20 protein-coding genes are annotated in these 20,073 nt (G+C 71.4%); 10 read left to right on the top strand and 10 right to left on the bottom strand.

Translation table 11 applies throughout. The features are described from left to right. Position 1: 1 nt before the first annotated feature. From dnaJ to BMW85_RS37660, 5 genes are all read right to left on the bottom strand, one after another. Positions 2 to 1,177: a molecular chaperone DnaJ gene (gene dnaJ, locus BMW85_RS37680; RefSeq protein WP_091091388.1), complete on the bottom strand. Its 1,176-nt coding sequence runs from the start codon at positions 1,175 to 1,177 to the stop codon at positions 2 to 4. Between the two features lie 19 nt (positions 1,178 to 1,196). Continuing rightward, entirely contained in the window at positions 1,197 to 1,817 is a 621-nt protein-coding gene (gene grpE / locus BMW85_RS37675; protein ID WP_091091387.1) for a nucleotide exchange factor GrpE, read from the bottom strand. Next, complete coding sequence (dnaK, locus tag BMW85_RS37670; RefSeq protein WP_091091384.1) at positions 1,817 to 3,685, bottom strand: molecular chaperone DnaK; 1,869 nt, start codon at positions 3,683 to 3,685, stop codon at positions 1,817 to 1,819. The genes grpE and dnaK overlap by 1 nt, the downstream gene beginning before the upstream one ends. A 160-nt stretch (positions 3,686 to 3,845) precedes the next feature. Then, the gene (locus BMW85_RS37665; protein ID WP_218156105.1) at positions 3,846 to 6,716 is read right to left on the bottom strand and encodes a LamG-like jellyroll fold domain-containing protein; all 2,871 of its coding nucleotides are present in this window, start codon (positions 6,714 to 6,716) and stop codon (positions 3,846 to 3,848) included. 117 nt (positions 6,717 to 6,833) lie between these two features. Beyond that, a complete protein-coding gene (locus BMW85_RS37660) occupies positions 6,834 to 7,307 on the bottom strand; it encodes a hypothetical protein (protein WP_245775282.1) in 474 nt (157 codons plus the stop codon). 70 nt (positions 7,308 to 7,377) lie between these two features. Here BMW85_RS37660 and BMW85_RS37655 point away from each other — a divergent pair, with 70 nt between their 5' ends. Together BMW85_RS37655 and proC are read left to right on the top strand one after the other, a co-directional pair. Further along, positions 7,378 to 8,259: a proline dehydrogenase family protein gene (locus BMW85_RS37655; protein WP_091091608.1), complete on the top strand. Its 882-nt coding sequence runs from the start codon at positions 7,378 to 7,380 to the stop codon at positions 8,257 to 8,259. A gap of 30 nt (positions 8,260 to 8,289) precedes the next feature. After that, a complete protein-coding gene (gene proC, locus BMW85_RS37650) occupies positions 8,290 to 9,084 on the top strand; it encodes a pyrroline-5-carboxylate reductase (RefSeq protein WP_091091380.1) in 795 nt (264 codons plus the stop codon). 32 nt (positions 9,085 to 9,116) lie between these two features. On the opposite strand, the gene BMW85_RS37645 is transcribed toward proC, so the two are convergent. From BMW85_RS37645 to BMW85_RS37630, 4 genes are all read right to left on the bottom strand, one after another. Beyond that, entirely contained in the window at positions 9,117 to 9,860 is a 744-nt protein-coding gene (locus BMW85_RS37645) for an ABC transporter permease (protein ID WP_091091378.1), read from the bottom strand. Continuing rightward, positions 9,857 to 10,747, bottom strand: coding sequence for an ATP-binding cassette domain-containing protein (locus BMW85_RS37640; protein WP_091091376.1), 891 nt, complete (start codon positions 10,745 to 10,747; stop codon positions 9,857 to 9,859). The genes BMW85_RS37645 and BMW85_RS37640 overlap by 4 nt, the downstream gene beginning before the upstream one ends. A gap of 80 nt (positions 10,748 to 10,827) precedes the next feature. Further along, positions 10,828 to 11,490, bottom strand: a complete 663-nt coding sequence (locus tag BMW85_RS37635; protein ID WP_091091374.1) for a response regulator — start codon at positions 11,488 to 11,490, stop codon at positions 10,828 to 10,830. Continuing rightward, entirely contained in the window at positions 11,487 to 12,650 is a 1,164-nt protein-coding gene (locus BMW85_RS37630; RefSeq protein WP_091091372.1) for a sensor histidine kinase, read from the bottom strand. The genes BMW85_RS37635 and BMW85_RS37630 overlap by 4 nt, the downstream gene beginning before the upstream one ends. Before the next feature lie 132 nt (positions 12,651 to 12,782). Between BMW85_RS37630 and BMW85_RS37625 the strand changes: the two genes are divergently transcribed. From BMW85_RS37625 to BMW85_RS37590, 8 genes are all read left to right on the top strand, one after another. Further along, a complete protein-coding gene (locus BMW85_RS37625; RefSeq protein ID WP_091091369.1) occupies positions 12,783 to 13,946 on the top strand; it encodes an acetoin utilization protein AcuC in 1,164 nt (387 codons plus the stop codon). Between the two features lie 39 nt (positions 13,947 to 13,985). After that, the gene (locus BMW85_RS37620) at positions 13,986 to 14,768 is read left to right on the top strand and encodes a phosphatase (protein ID WP_091091368.1); all 783 of its coding nucleotides are present in this window, start codon (positions 13,986 to 13,988) and stop codon (positions 14,766 to 14,768) included. Between the two features lie 311 nt (positions 14,769 to 15,079). Then, the gene (locus BMW85_RS37615) at positions 15,080 to 15,283 is read left to right on the top strand and encodes a helix-turn-helix domain-containing protein (RefSeq protein ID WP_026214222.1); all 204 of its coding nucleotides are present in this window, start codon (positions 15,080 to 15,082) and stop codon (positions 15,281 to 15,283) included. A 176-nt stretch (positions 15,284 to 15,459) separates the two neighbouring features. Continuing rightward, a complete protein-coding gene (locus BMW85_RS37610; RefSeq protein ID WP_018654693.1) occupies positions 15,460 to 15,558 on the top strand; it encodes a 30S ribosomal protein bS22 in 99 nt (32 codons plus the stop codon). A gap of 22 nt (positions 15,559 to 15,580) precedes the next feature. Next, positions 15,581 to 16,576, top strand: a complete 996-nt coding sequence (locus tag BMW85_RS37605) for an NAD-dependent epimerase/dehydratase family protein (RefSeq protein WP_091091366.1) — start codon at positions 15,581 to 15,583, stop codon at positions 16,574 to 16,576. Beyond that, entirely contained in the window at positions 16,573 to 17,481 is a 909-nt protein-coding gene (locus tag BMW85_RS37600; RefSeq protein WP_425434406.1) for a lysophospholipid acyltransferase family protein, read from the top strand. Before BMW85_RS37605 ends, BMW85_RS37600 begins: the two co-directional genes overlap by 4 nt. A 75-nt stretch (positions 17,482 to 17,556) precedes the next feature. Beyond that, a complete protein-coding gene (locus BMW85_RS37595; RefSeq protein ID WP_091091363.1) occupies positions 17,557 to 18,138 on the top strand; it encodes an RNA polymerase sigma factor in 582 nt (193 codons plus the stop codon). 2 nt (positions 18,139 to 18,140) lie between these two features. Continuing rightward, positions 18,141 to 19,160 (top strand): LCP family protein, encoded by a 1,020-nt coding sequence (locus tag BMW85_RS37590; RefSeq protein ID WP_091091361.1) that lies wholly within the window; start codon positions 18,141 to 18,143, stop codon positions 19,158 to 19,160. A gap of 20 nt (positions 19,161 to 19,180) precedes the next feature. Here the strand turns inward: BMW85_RS37590 and BMW85_RS37585 are convergent, their stop codons facing one another. Further along, positions 19,181 to 20,059, bottom strand: a complete 879-nt coding sequence (locus tag BMW85_RS37585; protein WP_091091359.1) for an HAD family hydrolase — start codon at positions 20,057 to 20,059, stop codon at positions 19,181 to 19,183. Positions 20,060 to 20,073 lie beyond the last annotated feature (14 nt).

Below are 20,073 nucleotides of genomic sequence, written 5' to 3'. Positions count from 1 at the left end.
GCTACTCGCTTCTGGCTCGCTGAATGAGGTCGGCGCGCGGGTCCTCGCCCGCGGTCGCGGTCTGGAACTCGTTGAGGAGTTCGCGCGACTTGTCGTCCAGCGTGTTCGGCACGAGCACCTCGACCGTGGCGAGCAGGTCGCCCTTGGTGCCGTCCTTGCGGGCCACGCCCCTGCCACGCACCCGGAAGGTACGCCCGTTGGGCGTGCCCGGTGGGATGCGCAGAGTGACCGGCATGCCCTTGAGGATGGGCACCTTGATCTCGGCCCCCAGAGCGGCCTCCGTGAACGTCACCGGCACGGTGACGGTCAGGTTGTCGCCCGAGCGGCCGAACACGGCGTGCGGCTTGACGTGGGTCTGGATGTAGAGGTCTCCCGCGGGACCGCCGTTCTCGCCCGGCGCCCCCTTGGCCTTGAGCTTGACCCGCTGGCCGTCGGCGACGCCGGCGGGGATGCGGGCCTGGATGGTGCGGGTGCTCTTGGCCCGGCCGCTGCCCTCGCACACGGGGCAGGGGTCGTCCACGATCAGCCCGCGGCCCTTGCAGTCACGGCAGGGCTCGGAGAAGGCGAAGTTGCCCAGGTTGCGGCTGGCCGCGCCGGTGCCCTCGCAGGTCGGGCAGACCCTCGGGGTCGTGCCCGCCCTGGCGCCGGTGCCGGTGCACGCGGCGCAGGCGGCCGAACTGGTCAGCCTCAGAGACACCGTGGTGCCCTCGACGGCCTCGGTGAACGAGAGCGTGACCTCGGACTCGATGTCCTGACCACGCCGCGGCCGGGTCGTGGTGGTGCGGGTGGACGCACCACCACCGCGGTTGAACAGCCCGCCGAACAGGTCGCCGAGCCGCTCTCCCGCGCCCCCGTGCTGCCCCTGCGCGGTGCCACCGAACAGGTCGCCGAAGTCGAACGAGAAGCCGCCGCCCCCCGGCCGCTGGCCGCCCACCCCGGAGCCGAACAACGTCCGCGCCTCGTCGTACTCCTTGCGGCGCTTGGTGTCGGACAGGATGTCGTACGCCTCGGAGACCTCTTTGAACTTGGCCTCTTTGGCGGTGTCGCCCTGGTTGCTGTCAGGGTGGTATTGGCGGGCCAGCTTGCGGTAGGCCTTCTTGATCTCGTCGGCGGTCGCGGTCTTGGGCACACCAAGGACGGCGTAGTAGTCCTTCTCCAAGTAGTCCTTGGTGCTCATCTACGGCCCTTCGTCCTCGTCAGCTTTCGTCTTCGGTTTCACCCTGGCCGCCCGCGGCGGGCTCCTGGGGCTCGGCGGGCTCGGCCACGGCCACTCGCGCCGGCCGCAGGACGCGCTCGCCCATGCGGTAGCCGAGCTGGAACACCTCGACCGCGCTGGCCTCGCTCACATCCTCGGAGTAGCTGTGCATCAGCGCCTCGTGGATGGTCGGGTCGAAGGGGTCGCCCTTCTGCCCGTAAGCGGTGAGGCCCAGCTTGGTGAGCGTCGCCTCCAGCGACTCCGCCACCTTCGCGAAGCCGCCGGTGAGCTCGCCGTGGTCGCGGGCGCGGCCTATGTCGTCGAGCACGGGCAGGAGCTCGGTCAGCGCGCCCGCCACCGCCTGCTCCCTGACCGCGGCGCGGTCGCGCTCGACGCGCTTGCGGTAGTTGACGTATTCGGCCTGGAGCCGCTGCAGGTCCGCGGTGCGTTCGGCGAGCTGGATGGCCAGCTCGCCGTCGGCGGCGGGACCGGCGGCCGGGGCCTCGGGCCTGGCCGCCGTCTCCTGGGCGGCGTCGGGCTCGCGGGGCAGCCCCGTCTCCGGGTCGATCTTGCGGTTGTCGCGGATCACCGGCTCCTCGTGCCCGTTGTCACGCGGCAGCATCACTTGTCCTTCTTCGGCTCTTCATCGACGATCTCGGCTTCGACCACGTCCTCGTCGGCCTTCTGGCCGGCGCCGGCCGAGGCGTCCTGCGGGGCGCCCTCGGGACCGCCCTGCTGGCTCTGGCCGGCGGCGTAGATCGCCGAGCCCATCTTCTGGCTGACCGTGGCGAGCTTCTCCGCCGAGTTGCGGATGACGTCGGTGTCGGTGCCCTCCAGAGCCTTCTTCAGCTCGGCCAGGGCGTCGTTGACCTCGGTCTTGATGTCGCCGGGGACCTTGTCGTCGTTCTCGCGGAGGAACTTCTCCGTCTGGTAGGCGAGCCCGTCGGCGTTGTTGCGGACCTCGGCCTCCTCGCGGCGCTTCTTGTCCTCCTCGGCGTAGGACTCGGCCTCGCGCATCATGCGCTCGATGTCGTCCTTGGGCAGCGCCGAGCCGCCCGTGATCGTCATCGACTGCTCCTTGCCCGTGCCCAGGTCCTTCGCGCCGACGTTGACGATGCCGTTGGCGTCGATGTCGAAGGTGACCTCGATCTGCGGGATGCCGCGCGGGGCCGGCGCGATGCCGGTGAGCTCGAAGGTGGCGAGCTTCTTGTTGTAGGCGGCGATCTCGCGCTCGCCCTGGAAGACCTGGATCTGCACCGACGGCTGGTTGTCCTCGGCCGTGGTGAAGACCTCGGAGCGCTTGGTCGGGATCGTCGTGTTGCGCTCGATGATCTTGGTGAAGATGCCGCCCTTGGTCTCGATGCCCAGCGACAGCGGGGTCACGTCGAGCAGCAGGACGTCCTTGACCTCGCCCTTGAGCACGCCGGCCTGGAGTGCGGCGCCGATGGCGACGACCTCGTCGGGGTTGACGCCCTTGTTGGGCTCCTTGCCGCCGGTCAGCTCCTTGACCAGGTCGGTGACGGCGGGCATCCGGGTCGAGCCGCCGACCAGCACCACGTGGCTGATGTCGGAGACCTTGACGCCGGCGTCCTTGATGACCTGGTGGAACGGGCCCTTGGTCCGCTCGAGCAGGTCGGCCGTCAGCCGCTGGAACTCCGAGCGCGTGAGCTTCTCGTCGAGGTGCAGCGGGCCCTCGGAGGAGGCCGTGATGTAGGGCAGGTTGATGCTGGTCTCGGACTGGCTGGACAGCTCGATCTTGGCCTTCTCCGCGGCCTCGCGCAGGCGCTGGAGAGCCATCTTGTCCTTGGCCAGGTCGACGCCGTGGGCGTTCTGGAAGCGCTTGACGAGCTCGTCGACGACGCGCTGGTCCCAGTCGTCACCGCCCAGGTGGTTGTCGCCGGAGGTGGCCTTGACCTCGACGAAGCCGTGGCCGTCCTCGGAGCCGACGTCGAGCAGCGACACGTCGAAGGTGCCGCCACCGAGGTCGAAGACCAGGATGGTCTGGTCCTGCTCCTTGTCGAGGCCGTAGGCGAGGGCCGCGGCGGTCGGCTCGTTGATGATGCGGAGCACGTTGAGGCCCGCGATCGTGCCGGCCTCCTTGGTGGCCTGCCGCTGGGCGTCGTTGAAGTAGGCCGGGACGGTGATCACCGCGTCGGTGATCTTCTCGCCCAGGTAGGCCTCGGCGTCCTGCTTGAGCTTCTGCAGAACGAAGGCGCTGATCTGCTGCGGGGAGAACTTCTTGCCGTCGATCTCCTGGGACCAGTTGGTGCCCATCTCGCGCTTGACGGAGCGGATGGTGCGGTCCACGTTGGTGACGGCCTGGCGCTTGGCGACCTCGCCGACCAGGACTTCGCCGTTCTTCGCGAAGGCGACCACGGACGGCGTGGTCCGCGAGCCCTGCGCGTTGGCGATGACGGTGGGCTCACCGCCCTCGAGGATCGAGACGACGGAGTTGGTCGTCCCAAGGTCGATACCTACCGCACGTGCCATGAGTACGTCCTTGTGGTCAAAGTTGAGTCGGTCGGACTCAAGCTACGGATGACGGTCGTCTTTGTCAAACGACTTGAGCCTACTCGACTCAACCCTTGTGAGCGCGCCCGCATTCCCGATCCTGCCCCAGAATTCTGCAGGATGGCGCGGATGCGAAGGATCAGCCGACCGCGGTGTTCAGGTCGGACTGGATCTCGGCGGGGGAGAGGGCCCGGTTGTAGAGGCGGACCTCGTCGATGAGGCCGGCGAAGTACTCGCCCCACAGGCTGTTGCCGCCGATGCGCAGGACGCCGTTGTCGGTGCGGATGGCACCGGTCTTGTAGTTCTGGGCCACCTGGGTGCCGTTGACGTAGAGGCGCAGGGTCGTGGCGTCGTAGGTGGCGGCCAGGTGGGACCAGGTGTTGAGCGGCAGCTGGCTCGGGGCGCCGATGTCGCCGAGGCTGGTGGTGTGGATCGCGGTGTGGGGGCGGTTGGTGTCGCTTCCCGCGGTCAGGGTGTACGCCTCCCCGGCGGCGTGCTGTTTCATGACGACGGTGCGCCAGCCGGTGACGGTCGTGGGGCGCACCCAGGCTTCGACGGTCATGCCGGTGGTCAGGCGGAGACTCGGCGCGTCCGGGACGGTGATCCAGCTCGAGGTGCCGTTGAAGGACAGCGCGCCGCCGTAGCGGCCTGAGGTGTTCCACGTCGTCGAGGTCAGGGTGCCGGTGTTGCCGCCCCCGGAGGCGTCGGCGACCGTCGAGCCGACGCCCTCGTTCATCCCGTACGCCGCCACCAGGCCGGGGACCGCCGCCGTCGGCTGGTACGTCGCCGTGTAGGTCGTCGCGGTCGCCGGGGCCACGATCTGGTGGGTCGCCGCGCCCCCGTCCGACCACGACGCGAAGGAGTGGCTGCCGCCGCCCGCCGACTGCGGCGAGGGCGCGGAGACCGAGTTGCCGGAGCCGACGATCACGGTCCTGGTGAACGGGGTGATCGGCTGCTCGCTGTTGAAGCCGATCCGCAGGCCGGGCGGCGACGACTGGAAGGTCAGGTTCACCGTGCGCGGCTGGAGCAGCACGCTCTTCGTGTCGCTCAGCCCCTGGGCGTCGGTCACCGTGAGCCGCAGCTCCAGATGGGACGGATAGTCGTGGTCAGGGGCCTGGAAGGACCCGCTCGCGCCGGTGAACACGGTGATCTCGTGCTCGTGGCAGGTGCCCGGGCAGTGGTGCAGGATCAGCGCCCAGTGCATGCGCGAGCCGGGGACCGTGCCGTCCTGGGCGTCGCTGCCGCTGCCGGAGAAGGCGATCGTCTGGCCGACGGCCCAGGTGGTGGTGGCCGACGGCGCGGCGATGGCCGCCGTGGGCGCGGTGTTGTCCACGTTGACGGTGACCGAGGCGTCGCCCTGGCCGCCCCTGCCGTCCTGGACCCGCAGGCGCACGGTGTACGAGCCCGGCTGGGCGTACGTGAACGACGGCGCGACGGCGGTGGAGTCGTCCAGCTCGCCGTCGCCGTCGAGGTCCCAGGCGTAGGTGAGCGGGTCGCCGTCGGCGTCGACGGAGGAGGCGCCGGAGAACGTCACGGCCAGCGGCGCCGCGCCGGAGGTGGCGCTCGCCCCGATGACCGCCGTGGGCGGGGTGTTGGCGTAGATGTAGCGGACCAGCGTCCCGTGGTCGTAGTCCACGGCGAACAGGTCGCCGCCGGGGCCCGTCTCCAGCTCGACCGTGGGCATGCCGGAGTCGAAGGTCTGGATCGTGGCCGGGTCGGGCAGGCCGTTCGCGCCCTTGGTCATCACCCAGACGCACTGGCGGCTGTAGTCGGAGAAGAACAGCGCGCCGTCGTAGGCCGCCGGGTAGCCGCCGCCGCTGTGGAAGGCGACGCCGCTGGCCGAGGAGCCGCCCGACGGGCAGGGGTCGTTCGGGGCGGGGCGGGCGTTGTGGTTCCAGGCGAAGTACGGCGCGGTGTGGGCGGAGGCGCCGGCGGCGTACAGGTTCTCGCAGAGCGTCAGGTCGAGGTTGTCGTAGCCGCCCTGGCGGCCGAGGCCCTCGTAGCAGGGCCAGCCGAAGTTGGTGACGCCGGCGGTGGGGCTGACGACCCGGTTGATCTCCTCGACGGTGTTCCAGCCGACCTCGCCGAGCCAGATCTCCGAGGTGCCGGGGCGCACGGTCATGCGGAACGGGTTGCGCAGGCCGTGGGCGACGATGCGGGCCGCGTTGGGGTCGGGGTCGGCGGCGTTGGGGTTGCCGGTGGCCGCCGCCCCCGTATCCGGATTTATCCGGATCAGTGAGCCGTCGAGGCCGGCCGGGTCGCCGTTCGTCCGCACGTCCTGCGAGCGCAGCGCCCCGCCCTCCGCCGACGGCGGCGACAGGGCCGTGCCGACCGGCGAGGGCGGATCGCCGCACGGGTTGTCCGGGGTGACGTCGGAGCTGGTCAGGTTGTCCTGGCCGTAGTCGGCGAAGTTGAAGCTGGCGCCGTCGCCGGCCGAGGCGTACAGCGCGCCGTCAGGACCGAAGCGCAGGTCGCCGACCGAGTGGCTGGGATGCTGCTGGCACCAGTCGGTGATCAGCGGGGTCTCGGCCCCCGTGGGGGAGATGACCGACAGGCGGCCGGTGATCAGGCAGCCGTCACCGGTCGCGCCCGGCGGGGTCGGGCACGGGTCGTCCGTCGCGCCCGCGGTCCCCCAGCGCGGCGCGGTCCCGCCCGGCACGGCGTCGCGGCTGTAGAGGACGTACAGCCGCGGATCGGCGGGGAAGCCCGGATGCAGGGCCATGCCGAGCAGGCCCCGGTCCCAGAAGTTGTGCACCTGCGTGCGCAGGTCGGCGTAGACGGCCGGCGTCGTGTCGGACAGCGAGTCGAAGACCTTGATCAGGCCGCTCTTCTCCGCCACGAACACCCGCCCGTCCGGCGCGAACTCCACGTTCGTCGGCCGGGTGAGCCCGCTGAGCACGGTCTGCCGCTGGAACGCCGGCGGCAGCGCCCGCGCGGGCGGGCTCGACAGCACGAGCCAGCCGGCGGGGAGGAGCAGGAGAGCGGCGAGCGCGCGGCCGAGTCGTCTCACGGGAACCCCCAGGGCGGAGCGACGTCACCCTCGACGCCCCCGCGCCTTCGGTGCCTGATCGATGTATCGCAAGTAATCGATCAGTTGTCAGCAGGGGTGTCCGCTCTTGGACACGGCTCAGCGCCTGGCGCCGTCCACGAGCACGCGCTTGCCCAGGGCCTTCTTGAGCTTGACGGTGGTGGTCTTCTCGATGGCGATCATGATGCAGGAGGTGTTCCTGGCCTTGGGCGAGGTGCCCTCGTACAGGGTGATCGTGACCTTCTTCGTCGTCTCCTTGACCTTGACGCGGTCCAGCACCGTGCACGGCGCGACGCCCGACCACCAGGTGAGCTGCACCTTCTTGCCCTTGGACACCGGCTTGGCCTTGGTCCAGCGGACCTTGCGTACGTTGATCGCGTCGCCGGTCGGCTTGACCGGCTGGGGGCCTTCCGACGGAGCCGTCGTCGGAGCGGTGGTGACCGGGGTCACCTCGACCGCCGGCGGCGGGGTGGGGGTGCGGGAGGCGGAGGACGCGGCCGGTCGCGTGGCCGGCGCGGTGGCACAACTCGTCGCGAGAACCAGTGATCCGGCCAGAAGAGTCGCTTTCGTCATTGTGCGCATACCTCTACGACGGATCCGGGTGGCCCGCGGTTCAGCGCCCTTCGGGGTTAGTGTGGTGCTCGTGCTCCGTCAGGCCATGCTCGCCGTCTCCCGAAGCGAACGCGCCGAGCGCGTCATCTCCACCTCGCCGCTGACCAGGGACGTGGTCAAGCGCTACGTCGCCGACGACATCGCCGCCGTGGTCGGCGACCTGACCCGCAGAGGGCTTCTCGTCACCGTCGACCACCTGGGCGAGGAGGTGACCGACCGGGAGCAGGCCGCCGCGGCCGTCGGCGAATACCTCACCCTGCTCGCCCTGCTGCCCGCCGGCGCGGACGTGTCGGTCAAGCTCACCGCGCTCGGGCTGCGGCTGTCGGAGCAGCTCGCGTACGAGCACGCGGCCGACATCTGCCGGGCCGCCGCCGGGCGCGGCGTCACCGTGACGCTCGACGCCGAGGAGCGCGACACGATCCACGGGCTGCACGCCGTCCACACCGCGCTGCGGCGCGACCATCCCGACGTGGGGGTGGTGGTGCAGGCTTACCTGCCGGACTCGCTGGAGCGGTGCGAGAAGCTCGGCGGGGCGCGGGTGCGGCTGTGCAAGGGGGCCTACACGGCGCCGGGGGCCTACACGGCGCCGGTCGAGATCGACCGGTCGTTCGTACGCTGCCTCAAGGTGCTCATGGCGGGGACGGCCTACCCGATGGTGGCCACGCACGACCCCCGGCTGCTGCGGATCGCCTCGACGCTCGCCGTGCTCGACGGCCGGGACGTCACCGGGTTCGAGTACCAGATGCTGTACGGCGTCCGCCCCGCCGAGCAGGCCAGGCTGGCGGGCCTGGGTTCGCAGATGCGGGTCTACGTGCCGTACGGGGACGACTGGTATGCCTACCTCATGCGCCGCCTGGCCGAGCGCCCGCGCAACGTCGGGTTCTTCCTGCGGTCGCTGATGTCGCGTCGCTGACCGCTCCTGGCCGGTGAGTAGGCTTCCAGGATGATTGCGATTCTGGGCACGGGCAAGATGGGCGAGGCCCTGCTGTCCGGGCTGCTGCGGGCCGGGTTCAAGCCGGGCGACGTGCTCGCGACGACCCGCAGGGCCGAGCGGGCGCAGGCGCTGCGCGACACCTACGGCGTGCGCACCGTCACCAACGCGGAGGCGGCGAAGGCGGCAGACACGCTGATCCTGGCGGTCAAGCCGCAGGACATGGCCACCCTCCTGGCCGAGATCGCCCCCTATGTCCCCGCCGACCGCCTGGTGATCACGGCCGCGGCCGGCATCCCGACGGCGTTCGTGGAGCAGCGGCTCGGGGTGGACGTGCCGGTCGTGCGGGTGATGTCCAACACGCCGATCAGGTTCGACGAGGCGATGAGCGTCATCTCGGCCGGGGCGCACGCGGGGGAGGAGCACCTCCGGCTGACCGAGGACCTGCTGAGGCCGGTCGGCAAGGTGCTGCGCATCCCCGAGTCGCAGCAGGACGCGGCGACGGCGCTCTCCGGCAGCGGCCCCGCCTACTTCTTCTACCTGGTCGAGGCCATGGTGGACGCGGGCATCCTGCTCGGCATGCCGCGTGCCGCCGCGCTCGACATGGTCACGCAGTCGATCGTCGGCGCGGCCGTGATGCTGCGCGACTCGGGCGAGCACCCGGTGATCCTGCGCGAGGCGGTCACCTCGCCCGGCGGCACCACGATCGCGGCCATCGCGGAGCTGGAGCGGCACAGCGTGCGGGCGGCGTTCCTGGCCGCCATCGAGGCGGCCAGGGACCGCGGGCGGGAGCTCGCGGGCGGCTGAGCCGTCCGGCCTGGTCCTTCGACGCCGGATGGTCAGGCGTCGCGGCGGCGCATCAGGACGCCCGCCGCGACCGCGGTCACCGCGATCCACGCCAGGTAGACGCCGAACCCGGCCCACGGGCTCAGCGAGGAGCCCCCTCCGCCGCCGGCCATGACGAGCTGGCCCGCGTTGGTGGTGAAGTGCTCGGCGACGGTCCTGCCCCACTGGCCGGGCAGCTGCCGGACGAGCGCGGGGAGCACCATGATCAGCGCGATGGCCGCCACGAGCGCGCCCGGCGTGTGCCGGACGAGCGTGCCGAGGGCCAGCCCGAACAGCCCGCACGCGGTCAGGTAGAGCCCCGCGCCGACGGCGGACCGTACGACCTCGCCCGGCGTGAGCCCGGCGGGCTGCGTGATCGCCAGGCCGGCGGCGAGCGCCCCGGCGGCGGCGAGCGTGCAGACGACCAGCGAGGTCACGGTGAAGACCACGGCCTTGCCGGCGAGCAGGTGGAGCCGCCGTGGTACGGCCATGAACGAGGTGCGGATGCCGCCGGTGCGGTACTCCCCGGAGATCACCAGTACGCCCAGCGCGGCGATCGACAGCGAGGCGAACATCGCGCCGGACAGGCTCGCCATCAGCGCGTTCGCGAGCTCGACGGGCCCGTCGGCGGTGTTCTTGACCGCGGCGGACAGCAGCGCGCCGAAGCCGATCATCATGACGGCGGTGGCGGCCAGCGTCCAGACCGTGGAGCGGACCGAGCGGAGCTTGGTCCATTCCGACCTGAGGATGTCGATCATGACGTGTACTCCAGACTGTCCTTGGTCAGCTCCATGTAGGCGGCTTCGAGCGAGGGCCGCACGTGCGTCAGCTCCTCCAGCGGGATCCCGGCCCGCGCGGTGAGCGTGCCGATCTCCAGCGTGCTCATCGCGGTCACGCGCAGGTGGTCGGGATGCCGCTCGCCCGTGCCGATGAGGTCGGCGACCTCGGCCAGGCGGGGGGAGCGCACCCGTACGTAGCCCTGCGAGCTGCGCGCGATGAACTCGTCGACGCCCGTGTCGGCGATGAGCCGGCCCTTGCCGATCACGATGAGGTGGTCGGCGGTCTGGGCCATCTCGCTCATGAGGTGGCTGGAGACGAAGACCGCGCGGCCCTCGGCCGCGAGTTCGCGCATGAGCGTGCGGATCCACAGGATGCCGTCCGGGTCGAGCCCGTTGACGGGCTCGTCGAACAGCAGGATCTCCGGATCGCCGAGCAGCGCGGCGGCGATGCCGAGCCGCTGCGCCATGCCCAGGGAGAAGCCGCCGACGCGGCGTCTCGCGACCTCGCGCAGCCCCACGGTCTCCAGCACCTGCTCGACCCGGCTCGCGGGCAGCCCGTTGCTCTGGGCGATGGCCAGCAGGTGGTCACGGGCGCTGCGCCCGCCGTGCACGGCCTTCGCGTCGAGCAGCGCGCCCACCTTGCGCAGCGGGTGCCGCAGCTCGTGGTACGGCCGCCCGTCCACGAGCACGGCACCGCCGGAGGGCCGGTCGAGCCCGAGGATCATCCGCATCGTGGTGGACTTGCCGGCCCCGTTGGGCCCGAGGAAACCCGTCACCCGGCCGGGCTCGACGTCGAAGGAGAGCTCCGCCACCGCGACGGTGGGGCCGTAACGTTTGCTCAGGTTCGTTGCCCTGATGGCTGTCATGGTCCCAGCCTGGCGGCGCGGGCCGCTGCTTTCTTCCTGCCCGGGGACCGTTCCGCCGGGCGGGCTCTGGGACCAGGGTCCTACTCTCCGGGGCGGACGAGCCCCGCCTCGTAGGCGACGATGACGGCCTGGGCGCGGTCCCGTACGCCGAGCTTGGCGAACAGGCTCGTCACGTGGTTCTTGACGGTCGAGGGTGAGACGGCGAGGCCGGCGGCGATCTCCGCGTTCGAGCGGCCGCGGGCGATGAGGACGAGGACCTCCCGCTCACGCTCGGTCAGCCCGGCGAGCCCGGCCGCGCGGGCGGGCGCGGGCGGGGTCCGCGAGTCGCGGACGAACGTGCCGATCAGCCGGGTCAGCAGGCGCGGCGCGACCGCGGACTCGCCCCGGTGCACCACGCGCACGCCCTCGATCAGCTCCTCGGGGGAGACGTCCTTCGGCAGGAAGCCGTCCGCGCCCGCGCGCAGCGCCGCGACCACGTTCTCGTCCAGGTCGAACGTGCTCAGCGCGAGCACCCGCACCTCCGGCAGCGCATCCGTGATCAGCTCGGTGGCGCGGACCCCGTCCAGGTTCGGCATGTGCAGGTCCATGAGCACGACGTCCGGCCGCAGCCGCCGGGCGAGGTCCACCGCCTCCGCGCCGTCGCCGGCCTCGCCCACCACGGACAGGTCGGGCTGGGCGTCGAGCATGAGCCTGAAGCCCATGCGGACCAGCTCGTGGTCGTCGGCGAGCAGCACGCGGATCACGGCGTCTCCAGGGGGATGCGGGCGTGCACGCGGAAGCCCCCGCCGGGGTGCGGGCCGGTCGTGAGCCGGCCGCCGCAGAGCGTCACCCGCTCGGCCATGCCGCCGAGCCCGAAGCCGGGCGTGCCGGAGCCCGTGGCGCGCCCGTCGTCCACGACCTCGACCTCGACCGCCTCCGGCTCGTACGCCAGCCGCACCCCGGCCCGTGCCCCGGCCGCGTGCTTGCGGGTGTTGGTCAGCGCCTCCTGGACGATCCGGTAGACCGCGAGGTCGACGGGGGCGGGCAGCGCGACGGGCGTGCCGGTCACGGTGAGGCTGGTGGACAGCCCGGCCGACCTCGCCTCCGCGACGAGGGCGGGCAGCCGGTCGGCGCCGACGCCGGTCGCGGCGTCCGGTCCCGTGCCGCCCGCGCCGCCCGCGCCGATCAGGTCGCCGTCGCGGAGCACGTCGTCGGCCCTGAGCACGTCGAGCAGGAGGCGCATCTCCGTCATGGCCTCGCGGGCGGTCTGCTCGGCGCTCTTCAGCGCGTCCCTGGTGACCTCCTGCTCGGCGGGGAGGGTGGCCCGCGCGCCGCCGACGAGGGCGGTGATGACGGTGATGTGGTGCGCCACGATGTCGTGCAGCTCTCGGGCGATGCGCCGCCGCTCCTCGCGTACGGCGGCGTCGGCGGCCTCGCTCCTGGCGCGTTCGTCGAGCTCCGCACGCAGCCGGACGAGCTGGCCGACGCCCACGGCCGTCGCCACGGCGAACACGTAGCCCACCCAGTTGCCCCTGCCGGGCTGGAAGACCTCCCCGGCCAGGGCGTAGCAGGCGTAGGCGGCGAGCGCGGCCAGTGCGGTGACGCGGCCCGAGGTGTGCCGGCCCAGGCTGTAGAGCGCTATGGCCATGGGCAGGTCGGCGACCGTGACGAGGCGCAGGGCCATGCCGGTGACGTCCAGCGCCGTCATCAGCGCCGCGGTGAGCACCGGCCGGCGCCGGCGCCACAGCAGCAGCGCCGCGCCCACGAGGTAGTGGACCAGGCGCGGCGCTTCCCCGGTCTCGCCCCGCGCGATCATGACGACCAGCGCGATCACGGAGGGGACCGAGATGACGATCACCAGTGCGGCGTCGAAGACCTTGGGACGCCGCAGGAACCGCACGGCTCTCCTGACCGTTCGCCCCATCCGCACGCCCAAACCCTAAGTCATGAGATGTCCGGCATAGCCCAGGCATTTCGCTCCGAGCCCGGGCTACAACGCGGAGTCCGCGCTGCGGTAACGTCGGCCCAAGGCGAGGCGGCACGTGGAGGGGTTGGCATGAGCCGGTCGGTACGGGTGATCTGGGACGACGCTCTCACCTCCTACGACTTCGGCCCCACCCATCCACTCGCGCCCGTCAGGGTCGAGCTGACGATGGCGCTGGCCCGCCACCTGGGCGTGCTCGACCGGGTCGAGCTGGCCGGCTGCGAGCCGGCGAGCGACGACGAGCTGGCCATGATCCACAAGCGCGACTACGTCGAGGCGGTCAAGCGGGTGTCCGTCTCCGGCGCGCCCGACCTCGGCTGCGGGCTCGGCACCATGGACAACCCGGCGTTCAAGGGCGTGCACGAGGCGTCGGCGCTGATCGCGGGCGCCTCGCTGGCCGCCGCCCGGACGATCTGGGAGGGCGCGGCCGAGCACGCCGTCAACATCGCGGGCGGGCTCCACCACGCCATGCCGGCCATGGCGAGCGGCTTCTGCGTCTACAACGACCCGGCGCTCGCCATCGCCTGGCTGCTGGAGCGCGGGGTGGGCCGGATCGCGTACGTCGACGTCGACGTCCACCACGGCGACGGCGTCCAGACGGCCTTCTACGACGACCCTCGGGTGCTGACGATCAGCCTGCACGAGAGCCCGCGCACGCTGTTCCCCGGCACCGGCTTCCCCGAGGAGACCGGCGCCGAGGGCACGGCGGTCAACGTGGCGCTGCCGGCCGGCTGCGGCGACGCGGGCTGGCTGCGGGCCTTCCACGCGGTCGTGCCGCCGCTGCTGCACGAGTTCCGGCCCGAGGTGCTGGTGACCCAGCACGGCTGCGACAGCCACGCGCTCGACCCGCTGGCCAACCTCATGCTGAGCGTCGACGGCCAGCGCCTCGCCTACGCCGCCCTGCACCGCCTGGCCCACGAGACGGCGGGCGGGCGCTGGATCGCGGTCGGGGGCGGCGGCTACGAGCTGGTCCAGGTCGTCCCGAGGGCGTGGACGCACCTGCTCGCCGAGGCGGCGGGTCACCCGGTCGCCCCGGCCACGCCGACCAGCGAGGAGTGGCGCAGGTACGTCCGGGAGCGCACCGGCGAGACGCCCCCGCTGACCATGACAGATGGCCGAAACCCGGAATTTCGTGATATCTCGGCAGGTTATGACCCAGCGGACCCCATCGACCGTGCGGTCATGGCGACCCGCAAAGCGGTGTTCCCCCTGCACGGCCTCGACCCGATGCCCTAGCCCCCAGGCCCTGGCGCCGATGTTCTGCGAAGGAAAGCTGTGCTGAGCCGCGACCAACTCCGCGATCACCTCGTACGGACCCGCATCGCCGGTGACGTCGCGACCCCCCGTGAGAACAACCTCGACCACTACAGCTCCCTGGCCAACGGCGACCCCTACTACGCCCTCGGCCTGAGCTTCGACCACCCGTGGTCCTACCGGGACGTGCTCGCGCTCATGGCCAAGTCCGCGGGCGTCGTCTCCGACCCCGGGCACCGCTGGGGCCAGGACACCATCGACCCCGAGCTGACCATCGACGCCCTCGACGCCATGGCCGAGCGCATCGCGGCCGTGCTGGCCCGGCCCGAGCCGCGGATCCTGTTCGCGACCGGTCACCCCACCGGGCTGCTGGCGGTCCACCTGCCGCTCGCGGCGCTCTGCGAGCGGCACGGCGCGCGGCTGCTGACGCCCGGCGAGGGCTGGACGTACGCGGGCTCCGGCTTCGGCCGCCCGCGCCGCATCCGCTACCTCCACGACATCGCGATGCTCGACGACCGGGGCAACTTCGTGCACACCCACGACGCCGCGCCGATGCGGCACATGCTGCACGAGCTGGACGGGGACCTGCCCGACCTGGTGATCGCCGACCACGGCTGGGCGGGAGCGGCCGGCGAGGCGGGGGTGCCGACGGTCTCCTTCGCCGACAGCAACGACCCCGGCCTGTTCGTCGGGGAGGCCGAAGGAAAGATCGACGTGGTCGTGCCGTTGGACGACAATGTGCTGCCGCGTTATTACGCTCCGCTCACCGAACGTTTGGTCACTCTGGTCTCATCAGCCCTGTGAGTTCAATTCGGTCAGCTCGATACCGTCTTTTCGCGCCCGCATTCCAAGCGGCTCGCCGTCCCTTTGCCAACTTTTGACAGGGCTCCGGCGACTCTTATGTGTGGCATCTTGGACAGTTCCAAGGTCCAGGCGAGGTGCTCGACCCGCTGCTCACCAGCGATTTCTCTGGTTCGGCTGACAGGCGGCTCCGTCAAGAGAGAAAATAGGGGGTTTGCGCACTCGGAGTCCCGACTTACGCTGACGGCAGTACACGTGCGTGAGCAATGGCACCAGTGGGGATAACCCGGATACACGTGCGGAAGAGGCGTCCGATGGGTGCAGGCGAAAGACCTCTCAGCGAGGTGAAGTTCCTGACCGTGGCTGAAGTGGCGACGGTCATGAGGGTGTCCAAGATGACGGTGTACCGGCTCGTACACTCGGGCGAGCTCCCGGCCATCAGGGTAGGCCGGTCGTTCAGAGTGCCTGAGCAGGCGGTGCACGACTATCTGCGGGAGGCCTACATCGAGGCAGGTTGACGTAGCGACGTGATGGTCACGCCGTGAGTGCTGTCGCGGGAGAAGCCCGGCCGCTCGCCACGCGCGGCCGGGGCTCTCGCCCCCCGAGGGGCGATCTACCGTGGATCGCCGGTAGTCTGTGAGCCGGTGTGCGCTCGCACTCCGATTCAGACTTGCTATCAGTACCTGGGGGTCCCGTGGGCTCTGTGATCAAGAAGCGCCGCAAGCGGATGGCCAAGAAGAAGCACCGCAAGCTGCTCAAGAAGACGCGCATCCAGCGGCGTAACAAGAAGTAACCAACGCAGCTGCGAGGCGCTGATGACCCACACCGTGCTCGTCACCGGGGTCTCGCGCCACATCGGCGCCCGTGTGTCGAACATGCTGGCCGCCGACCCGGACATCGACCGGGTCATCGGAGTGGACACCGTGCCGCCCCCCTCGCTGACGCGGGACGGCGGTGTCTCCCTGGGCCGGACCGAGTTCGTCCGGGTCGACCTGCGCAGCCCCGACATCGCGCAGGTGATCGCGGCCGCGGACATCGACACCGTTGTGCACATGAGCCTGGTCAGCGCTCCCTCGCGGGGCGGTGGCAGGGCCGCCATGAAAGAGCACAACATCATCGGCACCATGCAGCTGCTCGGAGCCTGCCAGCGGTCGGCGACCGTGCGGCGGGTGGTGGTCCGCTCCACCACCGCCGTCTACGGCTCGTCACCGCGGGACCCGGCGGTCTTCACCGAAGACCTGGAGCCGCACGACGGCCCCAGCCACGGTTACGCGAAGGACGCGTGCGAGGTCGAGGGCTACGTGCGGGGCTTCGCGCGCCGCCGTCCCGACGTGACCGTGTCACTGCTGCGCTTCGCCAACTTCATGGGGCCGGGTGTCGACTCGCCCCTGACGCGTTACTTCACCCAACCGGTGCTGCCGACCGTGCTCGGCTTCGACCCGCGGCTGCAGTTCGTCCACGAGGACGACGCGGTCGAGGTGCTGCGCCGGATGGCGACGGAGGACCACCCCGGCACGTACAACGTGGCCGGGGCGGGCGTGCTGCTGCTGTCGCAGTGCGTGCGCAGGGCGGGCCGGCTGTCGATGCCGCTGTTCTCGCCAGCGTTCGAGGCGCTCGGCAACGCCGCGCGCCGCCTCGGGCTGGTCGAGTACTCACCCGAGCAGCTCAAGCTCATGTGCTACGGCCGCGCGGTCGAGACCTCGCGCCTGGAGGCCGAGCTCGGCTGGAAGCCGAAGTTCAGCACCGGGGCGGCCTTCGAGGACTTCCTGCGCTCGAGGGGCCTGCACCCGCTCGGAGGTGTGCCCAGTTGAGCGTCTCCCACGAGGACGACGACGGCCGCGTGATCCCCATCACCGCCGCGCCCTCCTATGAGCAGGCCGACCCCGACCCGCTCGCCGAGCTGCTGGCCTTCCTCCGGCGGCGGCTCGACGGCGACTACGAGGTCGACGAGTTCGGCTACGACCCCGAGCTGACCGACAAGATCTTCCTGGAGCTCGTCCGGCCCCTCTACAACCACTGGTTCCGGGTGGAGACCGTCGAGCTGCACAACGTGCCAGAGGAGGGCGGCGCGCTGGTCGTCGCCAACCACTCCGGCACGCTGCCGCTCGACGCGCTCATGCTCCAGGTCGCCATGCACGACGACGTCCACCGGCCGCTGCGGCTGCTCGGCGCCGACCTCGTCTACCAGCTCCCGCTGCTCAGCCACCTGGCACGCAAGACCGGCCACACCCTCGCCTGCCGGGAGGACGCCGACCGGCTGCTGCGCAAGGGCGAGCTGGTCGGGGTGTTCCCCGAGGGCTTCAAGGGCGTGGGCAAGCCCTTCTCCGAGCGCTACAAGCTGCAGCGCTTCGGCCGCGGCGGCTTCGTGGCCTCGGCGATCCGCGCCGGGGTGCCCATCCTGCCCACGGCGATCGTCGGCGCCGAGGAGATCTTCCCCAAGATCGGCGACGTGAAGTCACTGGCCCGGCTGCTCGGGCTGCCCTACGTGCCGATCACGCCGTTCTTCCCGCTGCTCGGGCCGCTCGGGCTGGTGCCGCTGCCGTCCAAGTGGATGATCGAGTTCGGCGAGCCGATCCGCACCGACCACTACGAGCCCGAGGCCGCCGACGACCCCATGGTCGTCTTCAACGTCACCGACCACGTGCGCGAGGTCATCCAGCAGATGCTCAACGAGCTGCGGCTGCGCCGCGGGCACGCGTTCCCGCCGTTCCTCTGACCGCGCGCCCGCCGTGAACCCCCGCGGCGGCTTGTGGCGAGACATCTCCGACCGTTCCCCCAGAGAAGGGCGGAGATGATCCTGCAACCCGCCACCCGAGGCGCGGACGCGGAGCTCGTGAACGCCTCATGGACCGAACCCGAGGCGTTCGCCGAGCTGTTCGACCGCTACGCCGGAATGCTCTATCGCTACGTCTCCAAACGGCTCGGCCCCGAGCCCGCGGAGGATCTCGTCGGAGAGACCTTCCTGGTCGCCTTCTCCCGCAGGAGGAGCTACGACCTGGCCTATCCGGACGCCCGTCCCTGGCTGTTCGGCATCCTCACCAAGCTCATCTCCCGGCACCACCGCAGCGAGGCCGCCCGCTACCGGGCGCTGCTGCGCGCGCCGGTCGAGCACACGATCGAGTCGCCCGCCGACCGGGTTGCCGCCGGGGTCAGCGCCCAGGCGGTACGCGGCGAGCTGGCCGGCGCCCTTGCGTCCCTGTCCGCCAAGGACCGCGACGTGCTGCTGCTCATCGCCTGGGGCGACCTGACGTACGTGGAGGTCGCGCAGGCGCTCGGCATCCCCGTCGGCACCGTGCGCTCCCGCCTCAACAGGGGCAGGCGGAAGGTACGGGCCGCGCTCGGCGACACCAACCCGATGGCGGAGGAGGAGTGACGATGGACGACCTGAAGCTGCTCCGCGACTTCGGCGCGCGACTGGAGCACGAGCCGCCCGCGACGCTCGTCCGCCAGCGCGAGCGCCTGTTGCGGGGCCGCCCCGCCCGGCGGTGGTGGGCCACCTGGTGGACCGCCGGTCTCGTGGCCGTCGCCACGGCCGTCGCGGTCGTGGTGCCCACGATGCTGCTGGCCGGCGGACGGCCGGTCGCCGTGCCCCCCGCCGGGGCGCGGAACGTGGACGTCGGCGGCGCCATGAACATCCTGCTGGTCGGCTCGGACAGCGTCGAGGGCGAGAACGTGGCGTACGGGCCTCAGCGCGCCCGCCAGCCGGACGGCGGCGGGCGGCGCGCGGACAGCATCATCATCCTGCACGTGCCCGAGGACAGGGGAGCGGTGACGGCGGTCAGCGTCCCCCGCGACTCGATCGTGCGGATCCAGGCCTGCGCGGGAGATCCGGCCCGCGTCGACATGATCAACTCCACGTACGATCAGGACGGCGGCCTCACCTGCCTGCGCCAGACCCTGCAGAAGCTGACGGGGCTCACCTTCAAGCACACGATCGAAGTGGACTTCACCGGGTTCAAGGGCGTGGTGGACGCGCTCGGGGGCGTGCAGCTCACGCTGAGCCGCCCGGTGGACGACCGGCGGGCGAAGCTCAAGCTGCCGGCCGGCAAGGTCACGCTGGACGGCGAGGCGGCGCTGGGGTGGATGCGCTCGCGGGCCCAGGGGGACGGCTCGGACATCGCCCGCATCAAGCGGCAGGCGCAGCTCCTGCGCGCGATGGCGAAGAAGGCCCAGAGCTCGGCCCTGGACCAGAACCGGCTCAAGGCCCTGCTGAGCGAGGTGCGCGAGTCGGTGCGTACCGATCTCGGCCTGGAGGAGATGGCCGGGCTGGCGGCACAGCTGACCGAAGCCAGGATCAGCACGACCGTCGTGCCGTGGCAGCCCGCCAGGACCGACCGGAACCGGGTCGAGTGGCGGCAGCCCCAGGCCCGCGAGCTGTTCGAGTCCTTGAAGTGACGGGGGGAGCGGGCGGCGGGTCAGACGCGGCGGTAGTGGCGGCGCAGTGCCATGCCGGCCGCGACGCCGCCCGCGATCGCCCCCACGCCCGCCGCGATGGGCAGGGCCTTCAGCGTGGCCTTGCGGCCGGTGCGGAAGTCCTTGATGGGCCAGTCGTGCTTCCTCGCGTGCTCGCGCAGCTCGCTGTCGGGGTTGATGGCCACGGCTTGGCCGACCAGGGACAACATCGGCAGGTCGTTGGCGGAGTCGCTGTAGGCGGTGCAACGGGTGAGGTCGAGGCCCTCGCGCCGGGCCAGCGCCCGCACGGCCTCGGCCTTGGCGGGGCCGTGCAGCAGGTCGCCGACCAGCCGGCCGGTGTAGATGCCGTTGCCGGTCTCGGCGACGGTGCCGAGCGCGCCGGTCAGCCCGAGCCGCTGCGCGATGACCCTGGCCAGCTCGACCGGCGTGGCGGTGACCAGCCAGACCCGCTGGCCGGCGTCGAGATGGGACTGGGCGAGCGCGCGGGTGCCGCTCCAGATGCGGTCGGCCATGACCTCGTCGTAGATCTCCTCGCCGAGGCGGACCACGTCGTCGACCTTGGTCCCGGCCACGAACGCCAGCGCCGTCTCCCTGGCCACCGCGATGTGGTCGGGGTTCTCGCTGCCGCGCAGCCGGAAGACCGCCTGGCCCACCGCGAACTTCAGCAGGTCGGAGGTGGTGAACATGCCGCGCGTGGCGAGGCCCCTCGCGAAGTGGTAGATGGAGGCCCCGCGCATCATCGTGTTGTCCACGTCGAAGAAGGCCGCCGCCTCCAGGTCGGGCTCGACCGGCTCGGCCGGCGCGACGGTGACCGCCGCCCTGGCCGCGGCCTCGCCGGCAGCCTCGGGCTCGATCTGGTGTCGTCGTCCAAAAAGCCGCATGCGCCTCAGCTTAG

It is taken from the genome of Nonomuraea wenchangensis (assembly GCF_900111685.1).
Classification (GTDB): Bacteria; Actinomycetota; Actinomycetes; order Streptosporangiales; family Streptosporangiaceae; genus Nonomuraea; species Nonomuraea wenchangensis.
The sequence above is the reverse complement of the archived record's forward strand: the minus strand, read 5'-3'. Positions and strand labels throughout refer to the sequence as shown.